The organism is Bacillus sp. WMMC1349 (genome assembly GCF_013155385.1).
Classification (GTDB): Bacteria; Bacillota; Bacilli; order Bacillales; family Bacillaceae; genus Bacillus.
Genome location: NZ_JABJUQ010000007.1, coordinates 2,450,204 through 2,466,564 on the forward strand (window position 1 = coordinate 2,450,204; position 16,361 = coordinate 2,466,564).

The window sequence follows — 16,361 nt, forward strand, 5'->3', positions numbered from 1 at the left end:
TAAATTACACCTCTATCTTAAATATAAAACATATAAGCTTCTTGCTCGCCTTCCGTATAACTTGCTAAGTCCTCTAATGTTGTATTATCAAGCACTTCCTTGACGGCATCACGGATCTTAATCCACAATTGACGTTTTGCTGGCTCTTCATTTTCTAGAACTTCCACTGGACTGATAGGTCCTTCTAAAACACGAATCACATCTCCTGCCGTAATCGTTGAAGGTTCCCCGCCAAGAATATAACCGCCATATGCTCCACGAATACTTTTGACAAGTCCTGCATTTCGTAATGGGGAGACAAGCTGCTCTAAATAGTGTTCAGATAAGTCGTTTGTCTTGGCAATGCTTTTCAAAGAAGTCGGACCTTCCCCATACTTTTTCGCAAGCTCAATCATAATCGTTAACCCATATCTACCTTTAGTTGAAATTTTCAAATTAAACACCTCTACAAAAAAATGCCTTCAGGACGAAGGTACTCGGCGTTTCCCGCAAGACGAGAGAACTTCTAGCCGAGTTTCCACCTGGATGAAAGGACTCGACACCCTTATGGAACCATCTTAAAGTTACCGTCCACCTTCGCTTTATTCGTTTCATATGTCATATACAAAGGCCGTTTGCCTTATCCGTCTAATAGATTACAGGTTATTATAGCACACTTTGTATGAACTTTCATTTTACAGTTATTATTCAGCTTACCATATTCATTTCTTTTCTAATCGCTTTTTTTTCGGTACTCTATAAAAAGAAAAGATTCAGGAGAGATGATGATGAAACCATTAGCATATCGAATGCGACCAACGAAAATTGAAGAGATTCTCGGGCAAGATCACTTGGTGGGAGAAGGCAAAATCATTCAGCGAATGGTAAAAGCAAAACATTTATCTTCCATGATATTATACGGTCCTCCCGGTATAGGAAAAACATCGATCGCAACAGCAATCGCTGGAAGCACAAGTATTGCATTCCGAAAACTGAATGCGGTCATACATAATAAAAAAGATATGGAAGCGGTTGCGGCTGAGGCGAAAATGTCAGGACAGGTCATTTTAATATTAGATGAGGTCCATCGGCTTGATAAAGGCAAGCAAGATTTTCTTCTACCTTATTTAGAAAACGGAATGATCACAATGATCGGGGCAACAACGGCTAATCCATATCATGCGATCAATCCAGCAATTAGAAGTAGAACACAAATTTTTGAACTGCATCCTTTACAGGTAGATGAAATTAAAATAGCTATTAAACGGGCACTCGATGACGAGTATCGAGGACTTGGTTCTTATCACATCACGATCGATGAAAAAGCACTTGAACATTTCTCGACAGGCTGTGGCGGAGATGTCCGCTCCGCCCTAAACGCTGTCGAGCTTGCTGTCTTATCGACAAAAGCGGATGAACATGGCCATATTCAGATCTCCCTTGAAACAGCAGAGGAATGCCTTCAGAAAAAAAGCTTTAGCTATGATAAAGATGGTGATGCTCATTATGATGTGATCTCAGCCTTTCAAAAATCAATCAGAGGATCTGACGTTCATGCTGCACTCCATTATTTAGCAAGACTAATTGAAGGAGGAGATTTAGAAAGCCTTGCAAGAAGACTTCTGGTCATCGCTTATGAAGATATCGGACTTGCAAACCCTCAAGCTGGTGGAAGAACACTTCAAGCTATTCAAACAGCAGAAAGAATCGGTTTTCCCGAAGGGCGTATTCCTTTAGCAAATGCGGTAATTGAACTATCTTTATCCCCGAAGTCTAACTCAGCAATCCTTGCAATCGATCATGCGTTAGCTGATGTTCGTTCAGGGAAAATCGGTGATGTACCAAGTCATTTGAAGGATGCCCATTATAAAGGGGCTCATGAACTTGGAAGAGGGCTTGAGTACAAATATCCACATGATTATCACAACGGCTGGGTAGAACAGCAATATTTGCCTGATCCACTGAAAAATAAAGTGTATTATCAGCCAAAACAAACAGGAAAATTTGAACTTGCATTAAAGCAAGTATATGAAAAGCTAATGAAGAAAAAATAAACCGATCTCTCTTCCCTCTTTTTAAAAGAGGGAGACAGACCGGTTTTTTAGTTAACTGCTTCCGCTTTTATTCTGAGTTGATAAAAGAATTGGACGATGTCGTGTTCATCATGAATCAGCTGTTTCATTTTTAGCAGCCTGCGTTTTCCCGTTCTTTTATCAAGCATACCAAGCATTCTCACAATAGGATCCGGAGAAGATAGTGTTTGATCAATACTGTTTGAAAAATATTCGTCAAGGGCATACCAAAAGTGATATTTTGAAAAATATCCGGCATCATTTGCCTGCGCAATCGCTAGTTCCTGAATTTGTTCAATATTCTGTTCCTTTCCAGAAGTCCATAAATTTTTTTGGCGAATATACATTTCAGACATCGTCTTCAAGGAACACATGCTAAAAGCATCTTTTTTATCGATCATCACATAAACTCTACCCATTTGATCGTGAGCTTTTCAGTAGCTTGTTATTTGAAAAACGACGCGGTTTTTCAAACTTTCACACATGAAGTTAGTTAATTGTTTTTTCTGTTTGCTCCATTTTTGTATCATTTATCTTTGACTCGTTTAATCGGAATATCTTTCACAAGTTCCATAACAACATGACCACCCATGATTAATCCAGAGACAGATGGAACAAATGCATTTGAAGACGGCGGCATTTGTGCTTTTCGAATTTTAGCCTGATCATTTCCAACCTCTTTTCGGACATCTTCACGGATAACAATCGGACTTTCATCTGAAAAAACAACAGTAACACCCTTTTTAATGCCTTCTTTTCGAAGCCTTGTCCGAACCACTTTTGCAATTGGATCAGTATGTGTTTTTGAAATATCGGCTACTTGAAATCTCGTTGGATCTGTTTTATTAGCCGCTCCCATACTTGAAATGATCTGAATATTTCGCTTGAGACATTCTTTCATTAAGTGAATTTTATAATGAATCGTATCTGAAGCATCAATGACATAATCCAATTCGTAAGAGAAAAACTGCTCATATGTTTCTTCTGTATAAAACATTTTTAAAGCAATACAATCACATTGTGGGTTAATATCAGCGATTCTTGCTTTCATTAAGTCGACTTTCGGTTGACCAACAGTTGAAAGCAGAGCCGGCAGCTGACGGTTTACATTTGTAATGTCAACATCATCTTTATCAACCAACACAATTTTACCGACACCAGAGCGAGCAAGAGCTTCTGCTGCGAAAGATCCAACCCCGCCGATTCCCAAGACGGCGACCGTGCTGTTTTTTAAAATATTTAATCCTTCTTTACCTATTGCTAATTCATTTCGAGAAAACTGATGTAACAAGAAACTCACTCACCTTTATGTACAATTACCGATAGTATGATATCAGCACTTATTGTGTATTCAATATATCACAACATCTAAAAATTTAAACACAAAAAGTCCCAATTGTGCCGTTGTCGTATTCCATCGTTTTGATCCCGCTCTCAGCAGGTGGGTGTTCTGTTTCAAACGTGTTGCAAGTCCTCTAACTCCTAAGATAGGCTGAGGCATTTACTCAGATTGAAAACGGCGAACTCCCAAGTAAAAAATGTTCGGTCAAAACTAGGTTTACAACAAACACATCAGGACTTATTTGTAAAAATCATATCATATGTTCCAGTGATTTTCAATGGAATGATCAGCTGTAGATTTTACCTTTATTGCCGATCTTTACTTTTAATTAAAAGGTCTAGCTCATCAAGTTGAGCGCTGTCCACTTCACTTGGAACTTCAGTCATTAAGCAGCTTGCACTCGCCGTTTTTGGGAATGCAATCGTATCTCTGAGGTTGGAGCGGCCGCTTAACAACATCACCAACCGATCAAGACCAAGGGCAATTCCACCGTGTGGCGGTGCACCATATTCAAATGCCTCTAGTAAGAAACCAAATTGTTCTTGCGCCTCTTCTTCCGTAAACCCTAGAAGTGCAAACATTTGATCTTGAACATCTTTTTCAAAAATACGGATTGAACCACCGCCAAGTTCATAGCCATTTAAGACAAGGTCATAGGCTTGCGCTTTTATCTTTTCGGGATGTGTTTCAATCAAATGAAGATCTTCTCGGACAGGCATTGTAAATGGATGGTGTGCTGCATAGAAACGTCCATCCTCAGCATCATACTCAAGCAGCGGCCAATCGACTACCCATAAGAAGTTATACATACTTTCATCAATGAGCTGCAATTGTTTGCCGAGCTTTAGGCGTAACTCACCAAGTGCTTGGTTGACCACTTTCAGCCGATCAGCAACAAACAATAGCAAGTCTCCTTCTTCGGCCTTAAGTGCTTCTTTAAGACTTTCTTGTTTTTCATCAGCAAAGAATTTTGCAATTGGTCCCTTAAGACCGTCCGCTTCAGATTTTAGCCAAGCCAGTCCTTTTGCTCCATAGTTTGCGACGAATTCCCCAAGCGCATCAATATCTTTGCGCGAGAAGTTTGCAGCCGCTCCTTTTACATTAATCGCTTTAACTGCCCCACCATTAGCAACAGCTGATGAGAACACTTTAAAATCAGAATCCTGAACAACTTCAGAAATATCGGTCAAAAGCATGCCAAAGCGCGTATCAGGTTTATCAGATCCATAAAGGTTCATCGCCACATCATAGGACATTCTTGGAAGAGGGAGAGAGATCTCCATCCCGCAAGTCTCACGCATCACTTCCGCCATCATTTCTTCGGACAGCTTCATAATGTCCTCCTGACTCATAAATGATGCTTCAATATCAATTTGTGTAAATTCCGGTTGACGGTCAGCCCGTAAATCTTCGTCCCTAAAACAGCGAGCAATTTGGTAATAGCGGTCAAACCCAGATACCATTAAAAGCTGTTTAAAAAGTTGCGGAGATTGTGGAAGTGCATAAAATTCCCCTTTATGAACGCGGCTTGGTACAAGATATTCGCGTGCTCCTTCAGGTGTACTTTTTGTCAATACAGGTGTTTCAATATCAAGAAATCCATGATCATCCAAAAACCGGCGCACAGATTTTGTTACATTATGACGCATGCGCAAAGTATTAAACATTGCCGGGCGACGTAAATCGAGATAACGGTGTTTTAAGCGAATATCTTCTGAGACTTCAGCAGCCTGATGATCAATAGAAAAAGGTGGTGTTTTTGCCGTATTCAGTACCGTGACTGATTCTGCCTGAATCTCAATTTTTCCGGTTTTTAAGTTCGGGTTAATCGTTGCTTCTGCCCGCGCAATGACTTTACCTGTAATATCAAGGACATATTCGCTTCTAATCGTTTCAGCAATAGCCAGTGCATCTTTAGAAACATCTGGGTTAAAGACAACCTGTACAATACCAGAACGGTCTCTTAAATCGATAAAAATCAGACCTCCGAGATCTCGTCTTTTTTGAACCCAACCTTTTAGGACTATCGTTTCTCCGATCGCTGTCTCTGTAATTTCGCCACAATAATAAGTTCGTCCAAACAAATCGATTCTCTCCTTTTAACTATTTTCTTTTATAAAAGCAATCAACTCATCAAGCAAGATTTCTTGCTGTTCCCCTGTTTTGGCATCTTTAAGTTTGATTTTTTGCTGATTTAATTCATCCTCACCTAAAATGGCAATATACTTTGCATTCATACGATCAGCCGATTTAAACTGACCTTTCATTTTTTTCTGCTCGTAATCCATTTCAGCAGAGATCCCTGCTTCTCGCAACTTATAGAGAAGGGATACTGAATAGTCTTTTGCCTGTTCTCCTAATGTGACAATATAGCAATCGATTCCTTGATCGGCAGCAATCTTGATATCTTCAGCATCAAGTGCAGCTAGCAGACGTTCAATACTCATCGCAAAGCCGATACCAGGTGCTTTCGGTCCGCCAAATTCTTCAGTTAATCCGTCATAGCGTCCTCCTCCGGCAAGTGTTGTGATCGCACCAAAACCTTTCGCATTACTCATGATTTCAAAAGCGGTATGGTTGTAATAATCAAGTCCTCTTACAAGATTCGGATCGATTTCAAACGGTATTCCAATATCTGTTAAATATTGCTGAACTTTTGCAAAGTACGCTTTAGACTCATCATTTAAATAATCAAGAATAGATGGGGCGGACTTCAGCAACTCATGATCTCGGTCCTGTTTACAGTCCAAAATCCTTAGCGGGTTTTGCTTTAGACGTTTTTGACAGTCACCACAAAACTCACCAATTCGCCCTTCAAAGTGATTGATTAATGCCTCTCTGTGAGCATGCCGACTTGTTTTATCACCAAGACTATTTATGACAAGTTTCAAATTCTTCAACCCGGCTTTCCGGTAGACGCTCATGGCTAGTGCCATCACTTCCGCATCAATTGCCGGATCACTAGAGCCGATCGCTTCAATCCCGAATTGATAAAACTGACGGTAGCGTCCGTTCTGCGGCCGTTCATAACGGAACATTGGACCGATATAGTAGAGCTTTGTCGGCTGAATTGGATTTGCAAACAGTTTATTTTCAACAAACGAACGGACTGCAGGAGCTGTACCCTCAGGACGAAGGGTTAGGCTTCTGTTCTTTTTATCCGCAAATGTATACATCTCTTTTTGGACGATATCAGTCGATTCTCCTACACCTCGCGAGAATAATTCTGTATGTTCAAAAATCGGTGTCCTCATTTCTTTATATTGGTGCGTATGGCAAATTCCTCTTACAATTTCTTCAATATACTGCCAACGCTCTGACTCTCCAGGAAGAATATCCTGCGTTCCCCTTGGTATTATAAACTCCATTTTATAGCCTCCTCATCAGTTACATATCTATATAATAAAAAAACCCTCGATCCTACTATAAAATAAATAGTAGGGACGAGAGTATACCCGTGGTGCCACCCTAGTTGGAACTTAACAGTTCCCACTTTCAATCCTTTAACGCAGGTTCACGTCCTCCGCCTATGTACTGTGCTCATGGACAGCTTTCAGCGGGAAACCTTCGGAGTGTTCATTCGCGTAAAATACCGTGCAGACCGCTTTCAGCCTAAGGCGGTTCCTCTCTTCCCACGTACTCTTACCTACTATGCTCCATCAACAGTTCATTTAAATATGTATACTAATTTATATAATAATACGAGGTTACCATATTGATGTCAACCCTGTTAGCGTTTCTTTTTATTTTTCATCACCTCTTTTAATGTCATTCCCAATTCTGGCGCAGTCTCTTCTAAAAAGCCAGCACTTTCAGGATCATTATGATCTTTCATCTGTAAATTCCCTTCTTGTTCATGGATCGCTTTACCCATCTGATGATTATATCTCAATGTAACTACCCCTTTTTTTCTATAGTATGAACAAACCATTTTCATTTTATTTAAAAAAAGGCAAGGAAAAAAAGATCCTGGACAAGAAGTATGTAATCCACCTGAAAGGAGTGATAAAAAATTCGTTTTGAAAAAAGCTCAAGCTTCATATTATCGCTAGTGTTAATCACTCAAGTTTCATTTTTCACTCAACTTGAAACAGCTTCGGCAAAAACTGAGGAAGCAGTCATGGCTCATAATAAAGTCAATGTCAGAAGTGCACCAAAACTAGATAGCGAAATCATAAGTGTTATCAGTGAAAATGACAGCTATCCGATATTGGAGCAAAAAAGCAACTGGATTCAAGTCAAATTAAACGATGGACAAACAGGCTGGGTGATGTCAAAGCTAATGGAGAAATCAGAAGAAGCTGATTCTGATGATAACAGGATGACAACATCTGATTCAGTTTTAAAAGACAAACGAGTAGGTACAGTCGGCGTTTCCACCCTTAATGTCAGAAGCTCTGCTTCCCAGCGGGCCCCCATTATTGCAACCTTAAAACGACATCACAACATAACCATTACAAACGAAAGAAACGGTTGGTATGAAATTGATTTTAATGGACAAACAGGCTGGGTTGGAAGCCAATACATCATCTTCAAAAACAGTGGTCCAGAATCAACACAAAAGACCATTATTATTCATGGTGATACCAATATCAGAAGTGAGCCAACAACCACCTCTCTCATTGTCAAGCACGCTAAAAATGGTGAAGTATATCCTATTTCCGCTACAAAAGGTGATTGGTATGAAATCACCTTGGCAAACGGAACAACAGCATATGTGGCAAATTGGGTTGTCCAGACGTCTAATCAAGATCGTATAAATATAGATAGCGGTTCTGTTCAACATAAAACGATTGTTATCGATGCAGGACACGGAGGATATGACAGCGGGACCATTGGAACGCAAGGCACTCTTGAAAAAAACTTGACACTTAATACAGCCAAGCTTTTGGAGAAAAAATTGAAAGACGCTGGAGCCAATGTGTACATGACCCGTGATGACAATTTTTTTGTGAGCCTTCAGTCGCGGGTAGAGATCTCTCATCAATGGAATGCAGATGCTTTTATCAGCATTCATTTCGATAGTTTCACTCATTCTTCCGTTCGAGGAAATACAGCCTATTATTACAGCACAGTTAAAGATCAGAAACTTGCAGCGGATATTCAATCTGAGATCGAGAAACAATCGTCACTGCCAAGCCGTGGCGTTCTGTTTGGCGATTATTTTGTTTTAAGAGAAAATAAACAACCAGCTGCTTTGTTTGAACTCGGCTATTTAAGTCATCCCCAAGAAGAAGCGATCGTCAGTACGAATGATTATCAGGAAAGAGTGACAGAGGGGATCTTAAGTGGACTCGAAGATTATTTTAATTAAATAAAGCAGGGAAACCATTGTATAGTTTCCCTGCTAGTTGATCAAAAGTTTGTTTTTTCTACTTCCTTACTTGTCATATAATCATCACCATTGGAATAATCAATCTCTTCATTTTGAATCATCCACGTTTTTTTGTTTTGATCATATTCTAATGTAATACTTTCTTCGGAGAACTTTTCCTCCATTTCTGTATCGATATACTCATAAACTTCCCTACTTTTTTCATGAAATTCAACTGGAATATGAATCAACTGACTTCCACCGCTTCCATTTTCATATTTTGCAGCTGAAAAGTCTATCCTTGTCCCAAGTGCTTTCCCTTCAAAATATTTTTTTGAGTCATAGTCATTTATCGTTTCAGTATACGATTTTTTTAAGTTTTCAGATACGTTTTTCAATTTTTTTATGTCTTTTGATGACTTGGCAGAGATTCTATTTTTGGCAAAATCATTTATTGCTGTTTTTATGTTATCCTTTACATCATGATTCACTATTGGGTCAGGCGTTAAATCATAGCCTTTATAACTTTCGGTTGAACCAATTTTAACCAATTCACTTTTCCCTTCCCCCCAAGGGAACTCTACCGCACCTTGTAAAGTTATACCATCTTTTACAGGTCCGAAAGAAGTCGTTTCTTTTATCTGTGTTCCTGTTTTTTTCCCATTCACTAATAACTCGGTGTTAGGAATTGAAGATGAAACGTTTACAGTATGACCAGAAAAATTCAGACTAACTGTGTCCTCAAAATCGTCAAGATCGAATAAAGTCACTTCACTTTCATCACTTACTGAGGTATATTCAAATTTCTTTTTTCCTTCTGCTTTATAGACACCAGGACCATATAAACCTAATACTTTGGAACTTTTATTGTTCATATCAATTTTTTTACCATTAAAAATAACAGAAGCCCCTTTTTCGGCATGAACTTCTACTTTAAATCCCCTAGCTTTAATCGCATATTTATCTCCAAAAAGACCTTTTTCTTTTGCAATGTAAAATGGACCGACATTAGAAATGCTGTCACCTGGATACATTTGCGAAAACATATTTGATGCTTTGCCATCTGACTCATAATAACTGGCTTGTGCATTCAAAAGTTTCAGCAAATCGTCAAAATGATGATTGTCCTTTTTTAAGTATGTAATGATACTTTGAGCATCCTTTTCATCCCAATGTATATCATCGTTTTCAAGCTCAACTAGCTCCACGAGACCTTGAGCATCATTGCTTTGAACTTTTTCCTGAAATTCCTTTGCTAAATTAGATGGCGAAGCTGAACGCCCAAAAATTAAAAATAAAATGACACTTAATGCTAGAATAAAACCGCCAATATAAATCCATTGTTTCTTTTTCACAAAATTCCTCCTCAAAGATTATCAAAAAATCATTTAAAAAATTATTATACATGAAAAAAATTGCTACAGCTCCCAATCATTTATCTAAGGCAAAGTTTCCATAGATAACATTAGAAAACTTCAGCAATCACATAGTTACTATTGCGTAGAGAAATCCCCCTAAACTTTTGAATCCATAATCAATGTAACGGGTCCGGAGTTTGTTAATTTGACTTCCATCATTTCTCCAAATCTGCCTGTCTCAACAGACACTCCTTTTTCACGGAGAAGTCTGTTCCATTCCTCATATAATTGCAACGCCACATCGGGTTTGGCGGCTTTTGTAAAGTTAGGCCGCCTCCCCTTTTTCGTTTCACCGTATAATGTAAATTGTGATACTGATAATACCGAACCGCTCACATCCAACAGGGAAAGATTCATTTTCGCAGCTTCGTCCTCAAAGATACGCAGATTGACGAGCTTCTCTGCTAAATAGACGGCATCCTCACTCGTATCTTCATGAGTCACCCCAACAAGCACCATCAGACCGAGACCGATTTTACCAACGATCTCACCGCTTACTGATACACTTGCATCTGTGACTCGCTGAACAACTAATTTCATGACGGCTCCCTCCTAGTTCATCACCCTGCGTACTGAATAAATATCTCTGATCTGTTTAATCCGTTCGACAACTTTATGCAAATGATTGATATTTTGTATAAAAATCGCCATATGAATCGTTGCCACTTTATTGCGGTCAGACTTGCCCGAAACAGATGAAATATTCGTTTTCGTTTCATTGACGGCTTGGAGTACTTCATTTAACAGGCCTCGTCTGTCATAGCCTAATATTTCAATTTCAACATTGTATTCTTTTCTCCGCTGTGTTTGTGGCTCATGTTCCCATTCTACTGGAATAAGACGGTCAAGCGCTTCATTTGTCAAAACATTCGTGCAATCTTCGCGGTGTACAGATACACCTCTCCCCTTCGTAATAAAGCCGACGATCGGATCACCAGGAACAGGGTTACAACACTTAGACAGACGGATTAATAGGTTGTCCACACCTTTAACACGTACACCAGCTTCACGTTTTTTTCCTTGGTACGGCTTTGTTTCAGCGGTCACTTCCTGAACGTTCTTTACTTGTTCTTCCTGATCCCGCATTTTCCGTTCTTTTTCTGTCAGACGGTTTGCGACTTGCAGCGCTGTAATTCCGTTATAACCAACAGCAGCATACATATCTTCTTCATTTGTGAAGTTAAATTTGTCAGCTACTTTTTGCAGGTTTTCAGCTGTCAATACATTTTTTACTTCAAAGTCCAAGTTTTTAATCTCTTTTTCGATCAATTCTTTACCTTTTTCAACATTTTCTTCCCTGCGCTGTTTTTTGAAAAACTGACGAATTTTGTGCTTTGCCTGAGATGTCTGTGCAAGATTGACCCAGTCTTGACTGGGACCGTATGAATGCTTGGAAGTCATAATTTCGACAATATCTCCGGTACGCAGCTTATAGTCGAGTGTAACCATTTTGCCGTTCACTTTCGCCCCGATTGTTTTATTACCGATTTCTGAATGGATCCGATAAGAGAAATCGATAGGTACTGAACCGGATGGGAGCTCAATCACGTCTCCTTTTGGTGTAAAGACGAACACCATGTCTGAAAACAAATCGATTTTAAGTGATTCCATAAACTCTTCCGCATCATTTGATTCATTTTGAAATTCTAAAATCTCGCGGAACCATGATAATTTTTTCTCGAAGCTTGCCCCATCATTAACATTTTTACCTTCTTTATAGGCCCAGTGAGCTGCAATCCCGTACTCGGCAATTTCATGCATTTCAAACGTTCTGATCTGCACCTCGAGCGGGTCTCCTTTTGGTCCAATAACTGTCGTATGAAGCGACTGATACATGTTCGGCTTTGGCATTGCAATATAATCTTTAAATCGACCAGGCATCGGTTTCCAGCATGTATGGATAATCCCCAGCACTGCATAACAATCCTTAATACTATTGACTAAAATTCGTACTGCAAGCAAATCATAGATTTCGTTAAACTGTTTGTTCTGCATCGCCATTTTTCGATAAATGCTATATATATGTTTAGGACGTCCAGAGAAATCTGCTTTGATGTTAACCTCTTCAACGCGATTCCTCACTTCATTGACAACTTTTTCAACGTACAATTCTCTCTCTGCCCGTTTTTTCTTCATTAGATTGACAATCCGGTAGTACTGCTGTGGATTTAAATATCGTAAAGCGGTGTCCTCAAGCTCCCACTTAATTTTTGAAATCCCAAGGCGATGCGCGAGCGGGGCGAATATTTCCAGTGTTTCATTGGAAATTCTCCGCTGCTTTTCCTGTGGTAAATGCTTCAGTGTTCGCATATTATGAAGACGGTCTGCCAACTTAATCAAAATAACGCGGATATCTTGAGCCATTGCCACAAACATTTTGCGATGATTTTCCGCCTGCTGCTCTTCTTGCGATTTATATTTAATTTTTCCAAGCTTTGTAACACCATCGACAAGCATCGCAACTTCTTCGTTAAATACATTTTTTAAATCATCAAGTGTTACACTCGTATCTTCCACAACATCGTGAAGAAAGCCCCCCGCAATCGTTGCTGGATCCATTTCTAGATCAACTAGAATTCCTGCTACCTGGATCGGATGGATAATGTAGGGCTCACCTGATTTGCGGTACTGTTCGCGATGCGCGTCTTCCGCGTATTGATAAGCGTCTCTTATAAAAGCAATATGTTCATCGGAAAGGTAAGCTTTTGCCCTTTCAATGACTTGCTCAGCAGTTAATACTTGTTCGTTCGCCATGGAATCACCTTTTTTATATTGAAAACTGTATTGTAATTATTATCAAGAAAAATGTCACAGATGTAAAGAGAAGAAATTGAAAAGGACAAAAAAAACCGTTCTATCACATTTTTTAGAGAATAGGAAAAAAGCACTCGCATGTCATGAGTGCTTTTTATAGTATAAAGTGTGTTTAATATTGCATCAAGGTTAACATATCATATCCGTTCAGTTTTTTTCTTCCTTCAAGATATGTCAATTCGATGAGGAAAGCGATTCCGGCAACAACACCGCCAAGCTCTTCAACTAGCTTAATCGTTGCTTCAATCGTTCCTCCGGTTGCAAGAAGGTCATCTGTAATAAGGATACGTTGCCCTGGCAATATCGCATCTTTGTGGATCGTGAGGACATCCTTTCCATATTCTAAGCCATAGTCAACTTTTATGACTTCGCGAGGCAGTTTGCCTTCTTTACGAACTGGCGCAAACCCCACACCAAGTGCGTACGCAACCGGACAGCCAATAATAAACCCTCTTGCTTCAGGGCCGACGACAAGATCTATTTGCTTTTCTTTTGCATAGTTTACAATTTGATCTGTCGCATAGCGATAGACTTCCCCTTTATCCATCAGTGTTGTAATATCTTTAAATTGTACGCCTTCCCTTGGATAATCCGGTACAATTGTTACATACTTCTTTAAATCCATCTGTTTTCATGTCCTCCTCATACTTTCATAAGCATTATCTGCTGATCCAGCCACTGTTTAAGCTCGTCTACTGAAGAATATCCGAGCTTTTGATCCACTTCAATTAAGCGCTGTTTTTCCTGATAGGTTGTTGAATCTGTTAAATCCCGTTTTTCGGGTTGATAAGTAACAGTTAAAACACCATTCTCTATTGTAACAAAACCGAGCTCAAAAAACACCTTTGTCATAAAATCTATTGTGTCTTTTGTCCAACCTTTAAATTTCGCCAATTCCCCGCCATGTTTTGCCAAATCAAACGTGCGTCTTTTAAGAAGAAACCCATAATACCATCTAAAATATTCTCTTGTCGGTACGGTCGAAAAAAAATGTTCATCAGATTGATAAAAAATCAGATAGATTCGCTCTAGCTGTTGACCTTTAATCGTTTGATAAAACAGCTCAATCGATGGTGGCATATCAATGAAAACCGCGTAACGACCATGTAAATGAAGCTGAGTTGCATCTATTTCACCTTTGATCAAAACCAACTCATTTTTAAAACCGAGCCTTGTTAAGGTTGACTCTGTTTCCTCTCGAAAACAAACGATTGTCCGTTTTTCCGGGTCTAGTTTTAAAATTTTTTCTTCCCATGACCGCTTTCCCCGCAGATCGAACAGCTGCCACTCTTGAACAGCTACATCTTTTAACATAAGCTGCGGTTTTTTTCTATTGTTCCATTCATTGATCGATAACCCACCAACAAGGGAAATGTTTGTGCCTGTCACAATTTCTTCTTCAATTTCACCTTTATGAAAACCGATACAGTCTAACTTCATTTGTCCATCAGTTAACACGAGTTTTAAATGATTCTGATTAGCACCAATTTTTCTTGCTTCATCAACCTTAGCACCATTGAGTAGAACAAACGGCTTTGGATTCCCTGTTCCGAATGGGGCAAGCAGATTCATTTCTGCAATACTGTCAAGTGTAATATCTTCTAGACGGCAGGAAAGATCAATATCTTGAACAGGAATGAAGTCAGCTGTTGTCAAAACAGCTGCAGCTTGTCTATTTATTCTTTCTCTTAATGCACTCACATGATCAAGACTTAATGTCATACCTGCAGCCATCGGATGTCCACCAAAATGCGGAAGGATATCCCGGCATTCTGAAAGGTTTTGAAACAAATCGAACCCTTTAATACTCCGGGCTGAACCTTTGGCAATTCCTTTTTCTTCGTCGATACCAAGAACAATCGCAGGCCGATAATAGCGCTCAACAAGCTTTGAAGCGACGATTCCCACGACCCCGGGATTCCAGCCTGAACGAGCCACAACGATTACATGTTGCTCCAGGCCCTGTTCTTCTATCATTTGAATAGCTTCTTCTGTCATCTGAGCGACGATTCTTTGTCGCTCCTTATTTAGATCATGAATAGCTTCTGCTAGTTCCTGTGCTTCTGCTTCATCTTCTGTATTTAATAGATGAACAGCCGGGTCTGCCTGCTCAATTCTGCCTACTGCATTAAGACGCGGCGCAATCTGAAAGCCGATTGTTTCTTCATCTGCATCGTGAATATTTGCTCCTGCAATTTTTGTCAATGCTTTTAAGCCAAGCCGATTCGTTTTCCTGAATTGCATGATTCCCAGCTTGGCAATTTGTCTATTTTCATCATGAAGCGGCACAAGGTCTGCAATTGTTCCAATTGCACAAAGATCAAGAAGCTCATCTGGCACCTCACCACAGAGCGCATGAGCAAGTTTAAATGCCACGCCAACACCAGCCAAATCTTTAAAAGGGTAACGACAACCAGGTTGTTTCGGATGAATGATCGCATAAGCATGAGGCAAAACAGGACCAGGCTCATGGTGATCTGTGATAATCAGATCGATTCCGAGCTCATCGGCAACTTCCGCTTCATGTACAGCAGCAATACCTGTATCTACGGTAATAATCAAAGAGTACCCTTGTTCTTTGATTTGGCGGAAAGCAGCTTCATTAGGACCGTATCCTTCTTTAAAACGGTCAGGTATATAAAAATCGACTTCTGCCGAATATTTTTTCAAAGTCTGTAATAGAACAGTCGTGCTTGTCACACCGTCGGCATCATAATCTCCATAAATCATCATCTTTTCACGCTTTGCAATCGCCTGTTTAATTCGCTGTACAGCTTTTTCCATATCTTTCAGCAGATACGGGTCGTAAAACTGAATATCCTTACCATACAAAAATGAAGCAGCTTTATCAGCTGTATCATAGCCTCTCATAACAAGCAATGAGGCGGCTAGCGGAGTAATCTCCAATTGCTCGGAAAGTGACTTCGCCTTTTTTGTGTCAGTTGTTTTCACATCCCAACGCATTTTTGACGCTAACATAATTTCACCCCTCAACCACCCTATTATACTCGAATGACTTGAGGGGATTCAATTTAAATCTCTCTATTCTCGTTGTTCTGATATAAGGGATTGATCCTCTTCCGTTTTTTTTGTTTTAAGTGTCTTAAGTTCTTTCTTTAGCCTGATGATCTGAAAGGCACCGGTCAAGCCGGTAATGAGCGCCCCCATCAAAACGCAAGCCAAAATAATAAGAATTAAAGGCCATTCAGCCGTCCCAAACAGAAAATCAACTTTTACAGGCTCTACATTCATGACCGCAAAAATGGCAACAACCATTGTAAAAAAAAGAGCTGTGATGATTGTCCATTGTTTATACATCGCAAGTCCCCCAATCCACATCGTTTTTCGAATAGTTTTGCCCGCCGCACTCCGTTTTAAAACAAACGTAGGTGAAGTAATCGTTCGTTGATATTTTTTTATTT

At 39.6% G+C, this 16,361-nt stretch carries 13 protein-coding genes, 1 other RNA gene, 1 pseudogene and 1 other annotated feature; of the genes and pseudogenes, 2 read left to right on the forward strand and 13 right to left on the reverse strand.

Annotated elements, in window-relative coordinates; translation table 11 throughout:
* Nucleotides 1–17: 17 nt before the first annotated feature.
* Nucleotides 18–434 carry a cysteine metabolism transcriptional regulator CymR gene (gene cymR, locus HOO54_RS14890; protein WP_172296613.1) on the reverse strand — a complete coding sequence of 139 codons (417 nt, stop codon included), beginning with the start codon at nucleotides 432–434 and terminating at the stop codon, nucleotides 18–20.
* Nucleotides 435–767: 333 nt separating this feature from the next.
* Here cymR and HOO54_RS14895 point away from each other — a divergent pair, with 333 nt between their 5' ends.
* The gene (locus HOO54_RS14895) at nucleotides 768–2,033 is read left to right on the forward strand and encodes a replication-associated recombination protein A (protein WP_172296615.1); all 1,266 of its coding nucleotides are present in this window, start codon (nucleotides 768–770) and stop codon (nucleotides 2,031–2,033) included.
* Nucleotides 2,034–2,080: 47 nt separating this feature from the next.
* Here the strand turns inward: HOO54_RS14895 and HOO54_RS14900 are convergent.
* The 6 genes and pseudogenes from HOO54_RS14900 to HOO54_RS14925 form a co-directional block, all read right to left on the reverse strand.
* A pseudogene (locus tag HOO54_RS14900) lies at nucleotides 2,081–2,581 on the reverse strand (SF0329 family protein).
* Entirely contained in the window at nucleotides 2,578–3,342 is a 765-nt protein-coding gene (locus HOO54_RS14905; protein WP_172296619.1) for a tRNA threonylcarbamoyladenosine dehydratase, read from the reverse strand. Before HOO54_RS14905 ends, HOO54_RS14900 begins: the two are co-directional and overlap by 4 nt.
* 94 nt (nucleotides 3,343–3,436) lie before the next feature.
* Nucleotides 3,437–3,633: non-coding RNA, 6S RNA (gene ssrS, locus HOO54_RS14910), on the reverse strand.
* 65 nt (nucleotides 3,634–3,698) lie between these two features.
* Nucleotides 3,699–5,477: an aspartate--tRNA ligase gene (aspS, locus tag HOO54_RS14915; protein ID WP_172296621.1), complete on the reverse strand. Its 1,779-nt coding sequence runs from the start codon at nucleotides 5,475–5,477 to the stop codon at nucleotides 3,699–3,701.
* A 15-nt stretch (nucleotides 5,478–5,492) separates the two neighbouring features.
* Nucleotides 5,493–6,761, reverse strand: a complete 1,269-nt coding sequence (gene hisS / locus HOO54_RS14920) for a histidine--tRNA ligase (RefSeq protein WP_172296623.1) — start codon at nucleotides 6,759–6,761, stop codon at nucleotides 5,493–5,495.
* A gap of 68 nt (nucleotides 6,762–6,829) precedes the next feature.
* Nucleotides 6,830–7,065, reverse strand: a binding site (T-box leader).
* Nucleotides 7,066–7,123: 58 nt separating this feature from the next.
* Nucleotides 7,124–7,285, reverse strand: coding sequence for a YrzK family protein (locus tag HOO54_RS14925; RefSeq protein ID WP_172296625.1), 162 nt, complete (start codon nucleotides 7,283–7,285; stop codon nucleotides 7,124–7,126).
* Nucleotides 7,286–7,513: 228 nt separating this feature from the next.
* Here HOO54_RS14925 and HOO54_RS14930 point away from each other — a divergent pair, with 228 nt between their 5' ends.
* Nucleotides 7,514–8,707, forward strand: coding sequence for an N-acetylmuramoyl-L-alanine amidase family protein (locus HOO54_RS14930; protein WP_253907687.1), 1,194 nt, complete (start codon nucleotides 7,514–7,516; stop codon nucleotides 8,705–8,707).
* A gap of 41 nt (nucleotides 8,708–8,748) precedes the next feature.
* On the opposite strand, the gene HOO54_RS14935 is transcribed toward HOO54_RS14930, so the two are convergent.
* The 6 genes from HOO54_RS14935 to HOO54_RS14960 all read right to left on the reverse strand — a co-directional run bounded on the left by HOO54_RS14935 (nucleotide 8,749) and on the right by HOO54_RS14960 (nucleotide 16,257).
* Nucleotides 8,749–10,062 (reverse strand): TcaA 3rd/4th domain-containing protein, encoded by a 1,314-nt coding sequence (locus HOO54_RS14935; protein WP_172296627.1) that lies wholly within the window; start codon nucleotides 10,060–10,062, stop codon nucleotides 8,749–8,751.
* A 159-nt stretch (nucleotides 10,063–10,221) separates the two neighbouring features.
* Nucleotides 10,222–10,665: a D-aminoacyl-tRNA deacylase gene (gene dtd / locus HOO54_RS14940; protein WP_172296629.1), complete on the reverse strand. Its 444-nt coding sequence runs from the start codon at nucleotides 10,663–10,665 to the stop codon at nucleotides 10,222–10,224.
* Between the two features lie 12 nt (nucleotides 10,666–10,677).
* On the reverse strand, nucleotides 10,678–12,879 hold the full coding sequence (locus HOO54_RS14945; protein ID WP_172296631.1) for a RelA/SpoT family protein: 2,202 nt from the start codon (nucleotides 12,877–12,879) through the stop codon (nucleotides 10,678–10,680).
* 172 nt (nucleotides 12,880–13,051) lie between these two features.
* Entirely contained in the window at nucleotides 13,052–13,564 is a 513-nt protein-coding gene (locus HOO54_RS14950; RefSeq protein ID WP_172296633.1) for an adenine phosphoribosyltransferase, read from the reverse strand.
* 17 nt (nucleotides 13,565–13,581) lie between these two features.
* Nucleotides 13,582–15,918, reverse strand: a complete 2,337-nt coding sequence (gene recJ, locus HOO54_RS14955; RefSeq protein WP_172296635.1) for a single-stranded-DNA-specific exonuclease RecJ — start codon at nucleotides 15,916–15,918, stop codon at nucleotides 13,582–13,584.
* A gap of 63 nt (nucleotides 15,919–15,981) precedes the next feature.
* Nucleotides 15,982–16,257, reverse strand: coding sequence for a LapA family protein (locus HOO54_RS14960; protein WP_172296637.1), 276 nt, complete (start codon nucleotides 16,255–16,257; stop codon nucleotides 15,982–15,984).
* Nucleotides 16,258–16,361 lie beyond the last annotated feature (104 nt).

What these genes read in the sequence shown, in the direction of transcription:
- HOO54_RS14960 (WP_172296637.1), bottom strand. Translation starts at nt 16,257, where the DNA reads ATGTATAAACAATGGACAATCATCACAGCTCTTTTTTTTACAATGGTT.
- HOO54_RS14950 (WP_172296633.1), bottom strand. Translation starts at nt 13,564, where the DNA reads ATGGATTTAAAGAAGTATGTAACAATTGTACCGGATTATCCAAGGGAA.
- hisS (WP_172296623.1), bottom strand. Translation starts at nt 6,761, where the DNA reads ATGGAGTTTATAATACCAAGGGGAACGCAGGATATTCTTCCTGGAGAG.
- dtd (WP_172296629.1), bottom strand. Translation starts at nt 10,665, where the DNA reads ATGAAATTAGTTGTTCAGCGAGTCACAGATGCAAGTGTATCAGTAAGC.
- recJ (WP_172296635.1), bottom strand. Translation starts at nt 15,918, where the DNA reads ATGTTAGCGTCAAAAATGCGTTGGGATGTGAAAACAACTGACACAAAA.
- HOO54_RS14895 (WP_172296615.1), top strand. Translation starts at nt 768, where the DNA reads ATGAAACCATTAGCATATCGAATGCGACCAACGAAAATTGAAGAGATT.
- HOO54_RS14930 (WP_253907687.1), top strand. Translation starts at nt 7,514, where the DNA reads ATGGCTCATAATAAAGTCAATGTCAGAAGTGCACCAAAACTAGATAGC.
- HOO54_RS14945 (WP_172296631.1), bottom strand. Translation starts at nt 12,879, where the DNA reads ATGGCGAACGAACAAGTATTAACTGCTGAGCAAGTCATTGAAAGGGCA.